The organism is Burkholderia lata, from assembly GCF_902499335.1.
In the GTDB taxonomy this organism is placed as follows: domain Bacteria; phylum Pseudomonadota; class Gammaproteobacteria; order Burkholderiales; family Burkholderiaceae; genus Burkholderia; species Burkholderia lata_B.
On the sequence record NZ_CABVQK010000018.1, the window covers coordinates 117,442 to 132,457 of the forward strand.

A 15,016-nucleotide genomic window follows, 5' to 3' on the forward strand; every position below is an offset into this window, starting at 1 on the left:
CAGATCTCCAGTGGTCAGCGTGGTGTGGGGGGAGCGCCGGGCGCCGGTCGGGCGCGGCGGTCCGCAATACGGGCACGTAGACACTACTCGCAACCGAGGCGCACCGGAAGTCGAATTGGCCCTGATTGCACTCGATTTCATCGGAACCGGATGACGTGGCCGCGCAAGCGGAATAGTCTGACGAAAGCCGCCCGTTCGGGTGTGTCGAAGCCTTCGGGCCAGGAGCAGATCGCCATGGATTTCAGGTTCTTCGCCGACGTCGCAACGTACACCGTCGATGACGGCATTCACGTCGTCGGCTTCGCGGATCGCGATCCGCCAATCAGTTACGTGATCCTGCAGCGAGGCGTAGAGGACGATGCACAGGATCAAGCACTCGGCCACGACACGTATTACATGGAAGTTTGCGAGAACGGTGTGGCCGGTTATGGCGGCGTCGAATCCGTATCGTGGCGCGGCGAGATGCTGAATATCGAGCTGGCGCCGGATGCGGCGTGGGCGGAAGGGTTAGGGCTGGTCACGATCGTGGTGCGCGCCACCGACGGGCTCGAACAGGTGAAGCAGGGGCTGGCGGCGATCTTCTCGGGAACGCCGACGCGGCTTCGCGTCGATTGACGTGCACCGGCAGGCGGGCGGATCCGAAATTGGCATAATCACGGCCTGCCGCGAGGATCTCGCGGTCGAAGCAAGGCAATCAACCCGGATACCACTGCACTACCCATGTCGAATGACGCCGCGACCGAAGTGTCGTTGAAACATATTCTTGAACGCCCCGGCGACTTCTCCGGATGGCTCTACCTGCCGCCGATGCCATGGACGCCCGATACGGCGGGGGTATTCTCCGACGATGCCGGCGACGACGACGTCGCGGTGCCTGCCATCGCCCGGGAATCCGGCTGGAAGCTCACGCTCGACAGCGCGACGATCGAGGACATCGTGATCAACGCGCACGACCAGATCGACGAGCCGAGCATGGTCCAACTGTTCGACGCGTTCGTGTTCTACGTCGAAAACGACGCATTCATTCTTTTCTGACGGGGCCCAGGCCACTCACGCGCAGGACGCCGCGTTCAACTGGATGACACGATGGACGACATGAATCCGAAGCCGCGCGCCGCTGAACTGCACGACAGCGATTTCGACGTGATCTACGTTTATGCCGGCGATTCCGGCGACGGGCCGGTTCACGAGGAGCTTCCGGCACGCGACACGGGGCAGGGCGTCTACGAACTGCTGGCGTCGCCGGGCCTGGCGCTGAATCTCGCCAAGGGCGACCTCATCCGCATCGACGATCCCGATCGCCCGGCGACCGTGCTCGAGCGGGGCGGCAACTACTGCATCCAGATTTACGGAAGTGCGATTCCGGGCGATGAAATCGAACGGCTCGAATACGAGGTCGGGGCCGGACTGGGCGGAACGCTGGATGGTCGCCATGGCGGCTCGCTGGCGCTATCCGTTCCGGCGAAGGTTGGCGGCGAGCGAATTCGCGTCGTATTCGACGGCTTCACCGAGAGAACCGGTATCGCCTGGTACTACGCAAACATCTACCGCAACTTCGAGGATCCGGAGGATGAAACGCTGCTCGACTGGTGGCTCGATCGGTAGTGAAGCCACGCCAGCGCGTACTGCTAGCCGAATGGTGGGCGCAAGCGAACGACGTACCGCTATGCCGGCAAACAGGCTGCTGCGCCATAGGACACGAAGGGGATGATGAAAATGACTGACGATCCGGCCGAGCTGCGAGCGCGTCAGGAAGCTGTTTGTGCGCGATACGGCCTACCCGTTGTCGAACCGGACGACATGGTTGCCGTTGCGATGTCGACGCTCGGGAAAGCGCCGGTCTACGGCACGCGCATCGTGCTGTCCGAAGGTCACAACGTAAGCTGGTTTTTTCATTGCGGCGAATACTCGGATGCCGCTGATTTTTATCAGCCGCTGCATGCCGCGCATCTGTCTACGCACCTGCCGCTGGTCTTGCCTTATCTGATGCTGCCGGCCGGTGCACGTTTCATCATCGATGACACCGGCTATGAGGACATCTGGATGGATCTGTCCGATAACGCGGAGCCGCGTTGAGCGCACGGCAAATCTTTTGCAAGGCGTTGATGCTGCTCGATCGAGGAGGTCGTCCGCTGCCTCGACCATTTCGATCGCCACGACGCCTTCCTCGATCTGGGCCCGAACGGCACGCAGTCGCGAGCATGACTGAATGGCATGCCGCAATAAAAAAGGACCGCTCGGCGGTCCTTTTTCATCGTGAAGCGAGGCACGAACAACCTGCACCCCTCAAGGCAGCGAAATCGTCAAATTCGCCGACTCCGGGCCCACCTTGATCACCTGCGAATAAGGCGCCAGCGCCTGCAGCGTCTTGTCCTTCAGATACGTGTTGAGCCCGAGATACCCGAGCAGCGCAACCAGCGCGAACACCGCCCCGATCGCCCAGACCGGCACCTCGCGCTTCAGCCGATGCGCGATCTGATCCGGCAGCGGCCAATGCGGCGCGAACGGCGCCCGCTTGCCCTTCATGTGCGCGATCTCGTCCCCCAGCCGCGCGGTGAGGTAAGCCAGCTTCTCCGGCCCTTCGAGCAGATACTTGCCCTGGAACCCGAGCAGCAGGCACATGTGAAACACCTCGAGCGACTGCAGCCGCGCCGCGCCCTGCGCGCGGCAATCCTCGAGATACTGGAAGAACTTCTCGCCCGCGAGCTGCTCGCCGAACAGCACGAGCTGCAGCGGCCGGCGTTCCCAGTCCGTGCGGATCTTGAACTGCGACGACAGCACCATCTCGTCGATCGCCGCGCAGAACGCGAACTTCGCGCTGTACACATCTTCAGCGGCGATATTCAGCTTCTTCGCGCCGCGTTCGAAGTCCGACAGGAATTCCTGGATCCGCGTGCTGAACTCGCCCGCGCCCTCCGGCTCCCGCCCGTTCTTGAGCAGGAACAGCATGAAGAACCCGTCGTACAGAAGGTCGAGCAGCGAACGGGCCTGGAACGAGGCGTCCGTCGACGCCGGGGTATGCAGGGGAGGCGGCGCGTTGTCGCCGAACAGGGAAGGCGCGTAGCTCATGATGTGACCGCGATCAGTTCGAATTTCAGGTCATTGATGCCAGTCGGCGCGTAGATCATCGCGGACTGGGCCTGCAGCATGCGCTCGTACAGCGCGCCGCGCGAATCGAGCGCGAAGTAGCAGGCGCCGGGGCGCACCGGAATCGCGGGCGGCACCTGCGGCGTGTACGAGAGCCGCACGCCGGGCATCGCCGACAGCACGAGCTTGTCGACGTCGTCGGGCGCGCCGACCTTGAAGCGGGCCGGCACCGCATCGACGAGCTCGACGCTCGGCATGTCCGCGGACACCGCCAGGTAGAACTCGGTCTTGTCGTCGATCTTGCCGGAATCGAGGCGGCCGAGATGGAACGACGGGCGCACCTCGTCGAGCGTGATCGCGAAGTAGCGCGTCGAGATCACGGTGTCGAGCAGCTCGCGCAGCATCAGGTCGAGACGCGCAAAGCTCGGGCCCGGATCGTCGTGGCGATACACCGGTAGGTCGGCGAGCGTATAGCCCTTCGAGAACGTCATCAGCTGGCCCGCGAGGCGCAGCAGCTCCTGGAACAGCCGCTCCGGATGCAGCGCCGAGTGCTGGTGCAGGTGCGCGAGCGTTGCGAACGCGGCGTTCGCGGTGTGCAGCAGCCAGAACGACGCGATGTCGCCCGAGCGGAATTCGATGATGTTCTTCGACGGCTCGCGGTGGAAGCCGTACAGCGCGTTCACCTTCGCCTGCAGCGCATCGACGAGCTGGCGCAGCCGCTGATGCAGGATCGGCGATGCGTCGATCGCGAGGCAAGGCGGCACGAAACTGTCGTCGATCTCGAAACCGGACGTCGCGGTGCGGCGCACGCGTACGAGCGGCACCGACAGCAGCTGGTCGCGCGGTTCGCTGTGCGCGATCAGCTTGACCTGTGTCTTCAGGAACGTGATGTCGGCTTCGGCGGCGTCGGTGAAGTTGTCGGCGATGCTCGTCTGCTCGCTGACGAAACGCGTCATGAAGCCGGCGGCCGGATCGTCGCTGTAGTTGGTGCCGTTCTCGCGCAGCGGGTGCAGCGCGAGATAGAACACGAATTCGTTGATGCCGTCAGGCAGCGTGTCGAGCGCGATCGGCGGCGGCAGGTCGTCGGCCTGCGGCGCGGCATACAGCGCGCCGTCCGGGAACACGAGCGCGAGCTCGGCCACCCGCAGCACGTTGCTGCCGAGCGCATCTCGGTCGATGCGCACCGAGCGCACGCCCCAGTTGTACGGCTGGATCGCCTGGATCGATTCGAACAGGCGCGCTTCGTGGTACGCGTCCTGTCGCTGAAAGTGTTGAGGCCGGAGGAACAGCCCTTCCCCCCACAGCACCTTGGCCGAATAACTCATGTCAAATCCGGTTAATGTCGCGTTGCGATGTAATCGATTCGTTCGTGCCCGAATTAAATCGCCAATTGTTAACTCTTGTTAATTGACATTCGTGCGTCATGTTTAACCGCAGGACACCGAAGAAAGCAAATTCAGCGGTTGCGAAGGCGCACCCTGTTGCGGTGCAATGACGGTGCCGTCGGTGACCGTCATCGCGCAATTATGCAGGCCGATGATTATGCCGGATTTCTCCGACTTCACCGGATCGAACGTCAGTTTCCATCGTTGTAGTGCGGGATCGCGGAACAGCGCGACGATGCCGAATGCCTGCGCTTCGCGTGAAACCTTCTCGGTTGCCGTATAGCGCTGGCCCGGAATCAGCGTGATTTCACGCACGTTCAGCAGATCCGCGCCCAGTGCGGCTTTTTCCTTGGTCGGATCCGTAAATGCGTCGAACGGCGCCTGCTGGAACGACGTCGGGTCCTTCAGCGTATAGAGCCGCACGACGAGCGCGAGCGGCTTGTTGTCGGTCGCGGCATTCAGGTTCGGTGCCGCGGCGAGCGTGAGGCCGAGGTTGCGCGGTGGCTTCTGCGCGTCGGGCAACTCGGGCTTGCCGATGCCGGCCGCGGACATCACGGCGCTTGCGGCCGAGCCGAGCAGCGGGGCGGCCGCGCATCCGGCCAGAAGGGCGCAGGCAACCAGTGGCAGCGCGTAGCGAATCATCAACGATCTCATCGTATTTCCGGCGTGCCGCCTTTATCCCTGTCAAATCTGCCGGGTATTTCCGCGTTCGCTGCGTATCCCCGGCATTGCACCGTTCAACTATTAAGCACGCCCGCGTCATGGCAGGCGTCCGGAAATTTTTTCCGCCATCCGGGCGGCGCGTCGCGCAACCAGTAAAACTTGCCCAATCCGGCCGAAAGAAAAATCGCTGCGAGCCCGCTGCGAGAGGCCATTGGAGGGGGTAGCGCCCGGTTTTAAAAGGAATTACTCTTCACACGACGATTGAATTATGAAAAATTGATCGGTACTATACCCGCGCGCTTCTTGCAAAGCAAAAGAACCAGATTCTCAACGATTTAAAACTCACGCGCCGGTGGATATAACGATGAAAGACCGTCTCTTCGCAAAACTGTCTGGGGTAGTAGTGGCTTGCGGCGTGATCGCCGGTTGTGCGAGCCAGCCTCCCGCACCGCCGACTGCCGAAGTGTTCAACAAGTCGCTGGCGGATGCGGACGCAGTTGCGAAGGCGGGGGACCAGGACAAGGCGCTCGGCCTGTATCAACAGCTCGCGAAGTCGGATCCGACGCGCGAAGAGCCGTGGTCGCGCATTGCGCAAATCCAGTTCGCCCAGAACCACTACGGCCAGGCAATCGTTGCCGCGCAGGAAGCGCTGCAGCGCGACGCGACCGACCGTCAGGCGAAGAGCGTGCTGGCCGTGGCCGGCCTGCGGATCGCGACGCAGTCGCTCGGCGAGCTGCGCCAGGATTCGTCGCTCGCGGGCGACGCGAAGTCGGATGCGCAGGCACTCGCGAAGCAGCTGCGCGATACGCTGGGCGAATCGGCGCTGTTCCCGCCGGAGACGAAGGCCGTGAAGCCGCGTCCGCCGCGCCGGGTCGTTCATCGTCCGAAGGCCGGCGCTGCACCGGCGGCCGAAGCAGCGGCGACCAGCACGCCGACGCCGCCCACCACGCCGCAGAAGGGCGGCGCGGATCCGTTCGGCGCACTGCGCAACTGACCGCAAAACTGACGCGATAACCACAACTAACCTGGGAGCCGTCGAGATGGCCAAGAAAGAAAGCATTCAGAAAAGCTTGCAGAAAATACGGCCGCCGCGCGTCCAATTGACCTACGAGGTCGAGAAGGGCGACGCGATCGAGGTGAAGGAACTGCCGTTCGTCGTCGGGGTCGTCGGCGATCTGGCGGGCCAGTCCGAAATCGAGCAGCCGAAGCTGCGCGACCGTAAATTCGTCAACATCGATCGCGACAATTTCGACGACGTGATGAAGGCGATCGAGCCGCGTGCCGCGTTCCAGGTGGAAAACCGCCTGAGCCCGGAAGGCGGCAAGTTCGCGGTCGACCTGAAGTTCCGATCGCTGTCGGATTTCAGCCCGGACGAAGTCGTCGAACAGGTCGAGCCGCTGCGCCGCCTGCTCGAGGCGCGCTCGAAGCTCGCCGACCTGCGCAACAAGCTTGCCGGCAACGACAAGCTCGAGGATCTGCTGTCCGAGGTGCTGAAGAACACGCAGCAGCTGCAGGAGCTCGCGAAGGGCACGGGCGGCGACAAAGACGGCGAATGACGACGGAGTGTTGAGATGAACCAGCAAACGGCTGCGGCCCAAGCGAGCGGCGCGGACTACGCCGCCGGGACCTCGCTGCTCGACGATATCGTCGAGAAGAGCAAGGTCGCGAAATCCGATTCCGAGCATGCGCGTGCGAAGGACCTGATCGGTGAACTCGTGCACCAGGTGCTCGACGGCACGGTGATCGTGTCGGACAACCTGTCGGCCACGATCGACGCACGCGTCGCGGAACTCGACAGCCTGATTTCCACGCAGCTTTCCGCAGTGATGCACGCGCCGGAGTTCCAGCGCCTCGAAAGCACGTGGCGCGGGATGGATTACCTGGTCAAGGAAAGCAACACCGGCCAGACGATCAAGATCAAGGCGCTGCACGCACCGAAGCGCGACCTCGTGCGCGACTTCAAGGGCGCGAGCGAGTTCGACCAGAGCGCGCTGTTCAAGAAGGTCTACGAAGAAGAGTTCGGCACGTTCGGCGGCTCGCCGTTCGGTGCGCTGATCGGCGATTACGAGATCTCGCGCCAGCCGGAAGACATGTACTTCATCGAGCAGATGTCGCACGTTGCAGCGGCCGCGCATGCGCCGTTCATCGCGTCGGCGTCGCCGGAGCTGCTCGGCCTCGAGTCGTTCTCCGACCTCGGCAAGCCGCGCGACCTCGGCAAGGTGTTCGATACGGTCGAATATGCGAAGTGGAAGTCGTTCCGCGACGCCGAAGATTCGCGCTACGTCGGCCTGACGCTGCCGCGCTTCCTCGGCCGCCTGCCGTTCAATCCGAAGGACGGCCAGACCGCGGAGAACTTCAACTTCGTCGAGGACGTCGACGGCACCGACCACGACAAGTACCTGTGGTGCAACGCCGCGTGGGCGTTCGCTGCGCGCCTGACGGCCGCATTCGACGACTTCGGCTGGTGCGCGGCGATCCGCGGCGTCGAAGGCGGCGGCCTCGTCGAGGACCTGCCGACCCACACGTTCAAGACCGACGACGGTGAAGTCGCGCTGAAGTGCCCGACCGAAATCGCGATCACCGATCGCCGCGAGAAGGAGCTGAGCGACCTCGGCTTCATCCCGCTCGTCCATTGCAAGAACTCAGATTACGCCGCGTTCTTCGCTGCGCAGTCGGTGCAGAAACCCAAGAAATACAGCACCGACAGCGCGAATGCGAACGCCGTCCTGTCCGCCCAGCTTCAGTACATCTTCTCGGTATCGCGCGTTGCGCACTACCTGAAGGCGATGATGCGGGACAAGATCGGCAGCTTCGCATCGGCGCAGAACGTGGAGACTTTCCTCAACCGGTGGATTTCGCAGTACGTCCTGCTCGACGACAACGCCTCGCAGGAACAGAAGGCGCAATTTCCGCTGCGTGAGGCATCCATACAAGTGTCGGAGATTCCGGGCAAGCCGGGCTCGTATCGTTCGGTCGCGTTCCTGCGCCCGCACTTTCAGCTCGACGAACTCTCGATTTCTCTGCGACTTGTCGCTGATCTGCCCAAACCGGCAAATTCATAAGCGAGTAAATCGCCCGGGCGGGCCGCCTGGGTAGGACGTTAAAACCACCTCTTTGGGGAGTCGAAGGGCCATGTTACATATGCACTTGCAGTTTGGTAGTCCCGCGGTGAAGGGCGAATCCGCGGACAAGGACCACCAGGGCTGGATCGAGCTGAAATCGTGGGATCACTCGATCGTTCAACCGCGTTCGGCAACCGCATCGACCGCTGGCGGTCACACGATGACGCGTTGCGAACACGGCGACATGATTTTCACGAAGGAAATCGATTCGTCGAGCCCGCTGCTGTACCAACACGCTTCGGGCGGCACCACGTTCGACGAGGTGACGGTCCATTTCTCGCGCGCTGACGGTGAAGGCAAGCGCGTGCAGTATCTGGAAGTCAAGCTCAAGTACGTGATCATCTCGAGCATCGCCCCGAGCGTTCGCGAAGAAGGTCTGCCGCTCGAGACGTTCTCGCTGAAGTACGCAGCTGTGCAGTGGAAGCAAACCCAGCAGAAGATCGGCGGCAACCAGGGCGGCAACACGCAAGGCGCCTGGAGTCTGACGAAGAACGACAAGACCTACGCGGTCTAAGGTCGGTTGCGGCAACGGGGCGCGCAGCGTCCCGTTGCCGTTTTCGCTGTGAACACCGGCCGATGAAACGATTCGAACCCAGTTTTCTCGACAAGCTGTTCGACGACGAACCGCACCTGCCGGCCTCGGCAGCGATGCGGCAATTGTCGCTGGACGAGCTCAAGAACACGGTCGCCCGCGACGTCGAGGCGATCCTCAATACCCGTATCGCCCACACCGAAATCGAGCTGGCCGCGCTGCCGGAGTGCCAGAAGTCGGTGCTGACCTACGGGCTGAACGATTTCGCGGGGCTGAGCCTGGCGAGTCACTACGACCGCGCGTTCATCTGCAAGTCGATCCAGCAGGCCATCGCGCGCCACGAGCCGCGCCTGCAGCAGGTGCAGGTGACGTTCGAGCTGAACGAGCAGGCCACCAACGCGCTCTACTTCGCGATTCAGGCGCTGCTCGTCGTGCACCCGGCCGAGGAGCCGGTGAGTTTCGACGCGATGCTGCAGCCGTCGACGCTGCAGTATTCGGTCACGCGCGCACGCGCCGCAAGAATGCAGTAAATCAAGCCGCCGAGCGGGCCGGACCGCCCGGTGGTGGATCAGGGTCCGGCAGGAAATATTGAGGTTCGGGGTCGTCGATGGAAGAATTGCTGCCGTATTACGAGCGCGAATTATCGTTTTTGCGGCGCTATTCGCGCGATTTCGCCGAACGCTATCCGAAGATCGCGGCGCGGCTCGCGTTGTCCGGCGAGCATTGCGAGGATCCGCACGTCGAGCGGATGATCGAGTCGTTCGCGCTGCTCGGCGCGCGCATCAACAAGAAGCTCGACGACGACTACCCCGAATTCACCGAAGCGCTGCTGGAAGTGCTGTATCCGCACTACCTGCGGCCGTTCCCGTCTTGCTCGATCGCGCAGTTCACGCCGGCGTCGCCCGGCCAGCAGACCGAACCGGTCGTGATCGGTCGCGGCACCGAGCTGAAGAGCCGCCCGGTTCGCGGCGTGCAGTGCCGGTTCCGCACTGCCTATGACGTGACGCTCGCGCCGATCCGCATCTCGGAAGCACGCTACATGCCGGTCGCGCTCGCGCCGAGCGCGACGGTGCTGCCGTCGAACGCGACGGGCGTGATCTCGATCACGTTCGAATCGCTCGCCGCGCAGCTCGATCTTGGCGCACTGAAGCTGCCGACACTGCGCGCGCACCTGCACGGCGAGCAGTCGTTCGTCGCGGCGCTGACCGACTGCCTGTTCGTCAACGTGCTCGGCGCGTATGTCGAGCCGGAACGCAACGGCCGCTGGACCGCGCTGCGCAAGCTGCCGATCGCGCACGCCGGTTTCGACGAGGACGACGCGCTGATCGACTACCCGGCGAAATCGCATCCCGCGTATCGCCTGCTCACCGAATACTTCGCGTTCCCCGACAAGTTCGATTTCGTCGATTTCGACATCGCGGCGATCGCGCGCGCGAGCGGCCGCTGCCAGCGCGCGACGCTGCACCTCGTGCTGCAGGACGTGCGCAGCGATTCGCATGTCGCGCGGCTGCTCGAACTGCTGACGGCGAGCCATTTCCGGCTGTTCTGCACGCCGATCGTCAACCTGTTCCGCCAGCACGGCGAGCCGATCCGCATCACGCACCGCGCGGTGTCCTACCCGGTGATCGCCGAGGCGCGGCGCGCATTCGCGTACGAGGTGTATTCGATCGACTCGGTGAAGCTTGTCCGGCAGCAGGCGCACGAGGAATCGGTGATCGAGTTTCGGCCGTTCTATTCGCTGCATCACGGCGAATCGGCGCGGATCGGCCATTACTGGTTCGCGCGCCGCAACGACTGGGTCGCGCAGAAGAGCCCCGGCTATGAAACCGAAATCTCGATCGTCGACATCGATTTCGAGCCGACGTCGCCGCAGACCGACACGCTGAGCCTCGGCCTCACCTGCACGAACCGCGACCTGCCGGCGATGCTCGCGTTCGGGCTCGAAGGCGGCGACCTGTTCCAGGAAGGCGGCGCGCAGACCAGCGGCATTTCGCTGCTGCGCCGCCCGACGCAGAGCGTGCGCTTCGAGCGCGGCCGCGCCGCGCACTGGCGGCTCGTGTCGCACCTCGCGCTCAATCACGTGTCGCTGGTCGCGCACGGGCTCGCGCCGCTGAAGGAAATGCTGACGCTGTACGACCTGCGGCGCACCGCCGTGTCGATGCGCCAGATCGACGGCCTCGTCGGCGTCGAACAGCGCGGCGCCGTGCAGTGGCTGCCCGGCAAGCCGTTCGCGACCTTCGTGCGCGGCATCGAGATCCGCCTGACGATCGACGAGGAGCACTTCGTCGGCGCGAGCCTGGCCTCGTTCGTGCGCGTGCTCGACAGCTTCTTCGGGCTGTATGTGCACCTCAACAGTTTCGTTCAACTAGTCGTCGTGTCGAAGCGCACCGGCGAGGAGATCATCCGATGCAAGCCCCGGACCGGCGAATCGATCCTGGCGTAGTCGACGCGCTGCTCGACGAACCGCACCGCTTCGAGTTCTTCCAGGCCGTGCGCGTGCTCGAAGGGCTGTTCGCGCGGCAGGCGTCGGACGCGCCCGGCGCGTGGCGGCAGGGCGACGTGGTCGCGCAGCGCATCGAATTCCGCAACACGCTGTCGCTCGGCTTTCCGCCGAGCGAGATCGAGGGCGCGCGCTCGTTCGACGACGACGGCACCCAGCTCAAGACGGGCGAGGCGCGCGGCGCCGCGCTCGCGGCCGGCGAGCTCGGCCACGTCGAGCTGACGCCCGCGTTCTTCGGGCTGCTGGGCGGGCAGGGCGCGCTACCGCTGCACTACACCGAGCAGATCGTCGCGCGCGAGCACCTGAAGCGCGACCATGCGGCGCGCGCATTCTTCGACGTGTTCTCGAACCGCGCGACCGCGCTGTTCTACGCCGCGTGGAAGAAATACCGGCTGCCGTTCCATTACGAGCTCGACCGCGACGAGCGCTATCTGCCGCTGCTGCTCGCGATCGCCGGTGTGCCGAGCGATGAGGTGCGCGACAGCCTCGCGGCCGGCGCGGGCGGCGTGCTCGACGAGGCCGTGGCGGGCTATGCGCTGGCCGCGCGGCACCGGCCGATGTCGGCCGCGTACCTGCAGCGCACGCTGTCCGACTATTTCCGCGTGCCGGTGAAGATCGACCAGTTCGTCGGCAAGTGGTACGACGTGCCGCCCGACCAGCTGAGCGTGCTCGGCGAAGTCAACGCGGTGCTCGGCGCGACGGCGCTCGTCGGCGAACGTGTATGGCAGCGCGACATGCGCGCCCGAATCGTCATCGGCCCGCTGTCCAAGCGCGACTACGAGGCGTTCCTGCCCGGCGGCGCGCAGGCCGTCGCGCTGGAGCGGATGCTGACGCTGCTCGCCGGCGTCACGCTCGAATACGAGGTGAAGCTCGTGCTCAAGCGCACCGAGGTCGGCGCGAGCGTGCTCGGCGCGGGCTCGCGGCTCGGCTGGGACGCGTTCCTGTGCACGCGCGATGCAATCGAGGACCGCTCCGATGCCCGCTACGAACTGCACGTGATTCACTGATTCCGAACGACAACAAACACGCAATCGAACCTGAGACTGAGATCGACGCCATGAGCACGCCTCTGAAGACCCTGATCACGAAACTGAACCCGCTGTGCCGCCACGCGACCGAGCGTGCGGCGAGCGCGTGCCTGGCGCGCGGCCATTACGAGGTCGATCTGGAGCACCTGTTCCTCGCGTTGCTCGACGAAGCGACGGGTGACCTGCCGCTCGCACTGCGCGCGAGCCGCGTCGATCCGCACGCGCTGCACGCCGATCTCGAGCGCGAACTGACGCGCCTGAAGACGGGCAACACGCGCACGCCGGTGTTCTCCGTGCACCTGATCGCGCTGTTCGAACAGGCATGGCTGATCGCGTCGCTCGACTCGCAGCTCGGCCGCATCCGTTCGGGGCACCTGCTGCTCGCGCTGCTGACCGCGCCCGATCTCGCGCAGTTCGCGCAACGGATGTCGTCGCAGTTTGCGGAAATGAACGTGACGGATCTGAAGCACAAGTTCGACGAGATCATGGCCGGCTCGAGCGAAGCCGAGCCGCGTCAGGCGGACGACGAGGGTAGCGACGTCGCGCCGGCCGCCAACGGCATGGCACCCGCGGCCGGCCCGTCGAAGACGCCCGCGCTCGACACGTACACGACCAACCTCACGCAGCGCGCACGCGACGGCAAGATCGACCCGGTGATCGGCCGCGAAGCCGAGATCCGCCAGGCGATCGACATCCTGATGCGCCGCCGCCAGAACAACCCGATCATGACCGGCGAGGCCGGTGTCGGCAAAACGGCGGTCGTCGAGGGCCTCGCGCTGCGCATCGCGGCCGACGACGTGCCGCCGCCGTTGCGCGGCGTCGCGCTGCACGTGCTCGACATGGGGCTGCTGCAGGCCGGCGCGAGCGTGAAGGGCGAGTTCGAGAACCGCCTGAAGAGCGTGATCGACGAGGTGAAGAAGAGCGCGCATCCGATCATCCTGTTCATCGACGAGGCGCACACGATCATCGGCGCGGGTGGCCAGGCCGGCCAGAACGACGCGGCGAACCTGTTGAAGCCGGCGCTGGCGCGCGGCGAGCTGCGCACGATCGCCGCGACGACGTGGAGCGAATACAAGAAGTACTTCGAGAAGGATGCGGCGCTTGCGCGGCGCTTCCAGGTGGTGAAGGTCGAGGAGCCGAGCGAGCCGCTCGCGGCCGCAATGCTGCGCGGGATGTCCGGCCTGATGGAGAAGCACTTCAACGTGCGGATCCTCGACGATGCAATCACCGAGGCCGTGCGCCTGTCGCACCGCTACATCAGCGGCCGCCAACTGCCGGACAAGGCGATCAGCGTGCTCGATACCGCATGCGCGAAGGTTGCGCTTGCGCACAGCGCGACGCCGGCGGCGATCGACGACACGAAGAAGCGCATCGAGCGGATCGACGTGGAAATCGCGTCGCTTGAGCGCGAGGCGGCCGGCGGCGCGTCGCACGACGAGCGGCTCGGCGAGCTGCGTGGTGCGCGCGACACGGCACTCGAACAACTCGCGAAGGACGAAGCGCGCTATGAAGCCGAGCGCGTGATCGTCGCCGAGATCACCGAACTGCGCGAAGCGCTCGACAAGGCACGCGGCCCGTCGGAAAACGGCCAGCCGGTCGACGTGCAGGCCACCCGCGACAAGCTCGCCGAACGCGTCGCGGCACTGCACGCGCTGCAGGGGGGAGAGCCGATGGTGCCGCTGCAGGTCGACGGCCACGTAGTTGCCGAGATCGTCGCCGCATGGACGGGCATTCCGCTCGGCCGGATGGTGAAGGACGAGATCGACACCGTGCTGAACCTGCAGCCGCTGCTCACCGCGCGCGTGATCGGCCAGGACCACGCACTCGACGCGATCGCGCAGCGCGTGCGCACCGCGACCGCGAACCTCGAGGATCCGAACAAGCCGCGCGGCGTGTTCATGTTCGTCGGGCCGTCGGGCGTCGGCAAGACCGAGACGGCGCTCGCGCTGGCCGACATCCTGTACGGCGGCGAGCGCAAGATGGTCACGATCAACATGAGCGAGTACCAGGAAGCGCACAGCGTGTCGGGCCTGAAGGGCTCGCCGCCGGGCTACGTCGGCTACGGCGAAGGCGGCGTGCTGACCGAGGCCGTGCGCCGCAACCCGTATTCCGTCGTGCTGCTCGACGAGGTCGAGAAGGCGCACCCCGACGTGCTCGAGATGTTCTTCCAGGTGTTCGACAAGGGCGCGATGGACGATGCGGAAGGGCGCGAGATCGACTTCCGCAACACGCTGATCATCCTGACGTCGAACGTTGGCTCGTCGGCCGTGATGCAGGCGTGCCTGAACAAGCCGGCCGAGGAGCTGCCCGATCCGGACGCGCTCGCCGAGACGCTGCGCCCGCAGTTGTACAAGACCTTCAAGCCCGCGTTCCTCGGGCGGATGAAGGTCGTGCCGTACTACCCGATTTCCGACGACGTGCTGGCCGAGATCATCGAGTTGAAGCTCGAGCGGATCCGCCGCCGGATCGAGGCGAACCACAAGGCCGCGTTCGAATGGGACGAGTCGCTCGTCGAGGCGGTGCTCGCGCGCTGCACCGAGGTCGACTCGGGCGCCCGCAACGTCGACCATATCCTGAACGGCACGCTGCTGCCGGAGATCGCGGGCCATGTGCTCGGCCGGATCGCCGACGGCGAGGCCATCGCGCGCATCGCGGTGCGCGCGGACGAGGCCGGCGAATTCACGTACACCGTCGAATGA

At 64.8% G+C, this 15,016-nt stretch carries 15 protein-coding genes; 12 read left to right on the forward strand and 3 right to left on the reverse strand.

Translation table 11 applies throughout. The annotated features are described in order from the left end of the window. The first annotated feature begins 150 nt into the window (after positions 1-150). The 4 genes from BCO18175_RS34640 (at position 151) to BCO18175_RS34655 (ending at position 2,076) form a co-directional block, all read left to right on the forward strand. Positions 151-615, forward strand: coding sequence for an Imm10 family immunity protein (locus tag BCO18175_RS34640; protein ID WP_174987518.1), 465 nt, complete (start codon positions 151-153; stop codon positions 613-615). A 105-nt stretch (positions 616-720) separates the two neighbouring features. Further along, the gene (locus tag BCO18175_RS34645) at positions 721-1,035 is read left to right on the forward strand and encodes a DUF7716 domain-containing protein (protein WP_174969724.1); all 315 of its coding nucleotides are present in this window, start codon (positions 721-723) and stop codon (positions 1,033-1,035) included. Between the two features lie 60 nt (positions 1,036-1,095). Beyond that, the gene (locus BCO18175_RS34650; RefSeq protein WP_174987521.1) at positions 1,096-1,605 is read left to right on the forward strand and encodes a DUF4265 domain-containing protein; all 510 of its coding nucleotides are present in this window, start codon (positions 1,096-1,098) and stop codon (positions 1,603-1,605) included. A gap of 102 nt (positions 1,606-1,707) precedes the next feature. Further along, positions 1,708-2,076, forward strand: a complete 369-nt coding sequence (locus tag BCO18175_RS34655) for an immunity protein Imm33 domain-containing protein (RefSeq protein ID WP_254608217.1) — start codon at positions 1,708-1,710, stop codon at positions 2,074-2,076. A 210-nt stretch (positions 2,077-2,286) separates the two neighbouring features. Here BCO18175_RS34655 and icmH read toward each other — a convergent pair whose 3' ends face one another. The 3 genes from icmH to tssJ form a co-directional block, all read right to left on the reverse strand. Then, positions 2,287-3,069 carry a type IVB secretion system protein IcmH/DotU gene (gene icmH / locus BCO18175_RS34660; RefSeq protein ID WP_174969723.1) on the reverse strand — a complete coding sequence of 261 codons (783 nt, stop codon included), beginning with the start codon at positions 3,067-3,069 and terminating at the stop codon, positions 2,287-2,289. Then, complete coding sequence (gene tssK / locus BCO18175_RS34665; RefSeq protein ID WP_174969722.1) at positions 3,066-4,412, reverse strand: type VI secretion system baseplate subunit TssK; 1,347 nt, start codon at positions 4,410-4,412, stop codon at positions 3,066-3,068. The genes icmH and tssK overlap by 4 nt, the downstream gene beginning before the upstream one ends. 102 nt (positions 4,413-4,514) lie before the next feature. Continuing rightward, entirely contained in the window at positions 4,515-5,126 is a 612-nt protein-coding gene (tssJ, locus tag BCO18175_RS34670; RefSeq protein WP_174969721.1) for a type VI secretion system lipoprotein TssJ, read from the reverse strand. Between the two features lie 373 nt (positions 5,127-5,499). Between tssJ and BCO18175_RS34675 the strand changes: the two genes are divergently transcribed. From BCO18175_RS34675 to tssH, 8 genes are all read left to right on the forward strand, one after another. After that, positions 5,500-6,129, forward strand: a complete 630-nt coding sequence (locus tag BCO18175_RS34675) for a tetratricopeptide repeat protein (protein ID WP_174969720.1) — start codon at positions 5,500-5,502, stop codon at positions 6,127-6,129. Between the two features lie 46 nt (positions 6,130-6,175). Further along, a complete protein-coding gene (gene tssB / locus BCO18175_RS34680) occupies positions 6,176-6,691 on the forward strand; it encodes a type VI secretion system contractile sheath small subunit (protein ID WP_006484395.1) in 516 nt (171 codons plus the stop codon). Between the two features lie 15 nt (positions 6,692-6,706). Further along, the gene (gene tssC / locus BCO18175_RS34685; protein WP_174917419.1) at positions 6,707-8,197 is read left to right on the forward strand and encodes a type VI secretion system contractile sheath large subunit; all 1,491 of its coding nucleotides are present in this window, start codon (positions 6,707-6,709) and stop codon (positions 8,195-8,197) included. Positions 8,198-8,267: 70 nt separating this feature from the next. Further along, positions 8,268-8,771, forward strand: a complete 504-nt coding sequence (locus tag BCO18175_RS34690; protein ID WP_006477093.1) for an Hcp family type VI secretion system effector — start codon at positions 8,268-8,270, stop codon at positions 8,769-8,771. A gap of 62 nt (positions 8,772-8,833) precedes the next feature. Next, positions 8,834-9,319: a type VI secretion system baseplate subunit TssE gene (gene tssE / locus BCO18175_RS34695; protein ID WP_043191646.1), complete on the forward strand. Its 486-nt coding sequence runs from the start codon at positions 8,834-8,836 to the stop codon at positions 9,317-9,319. Between the two features lie 77 nt (positions 9,320-9,396). Further along, positions 9,397-11,232, forward strand: coding sequence for a type VI secretion system baseplate subunit TssF (gene tssF, locus BCO18175_RS34700; RefSeq protein WP_174987524.1), 1,836 nt, complete (start codon positions 9,397-9,399; stop codon positions 11,230-11,232). Continuing rightward, positions 11,196-12,296: a type VI secretion system baseplate subunit TssG gene (tssG, locus tag BCO18175_RS34705; protein ID WP_174969718.1), complete on the forward strand. Its 1,101-nt coding sequence runs from the start codon at positions 11,196-11,198 to the stop codon at positions 12,294-12,296. The genes tssF and tssG overlap by 37 nt, the downstream gene beginning before the upstream one ends. 50 nt (positions 12,297-12,346) lie before the next feature. Then, positions 12,347-15,016 (forward strand): type VI secretion system ATPase TssH, encoded by a 2,670-nt coding sequence (tssH, locus tag BCO18175_RS34710; RefSeq protein ID WP_174987527.1) that lies wholly within the window; start codon positions 12,347-12,349, stop codon positions 15,014-15,016.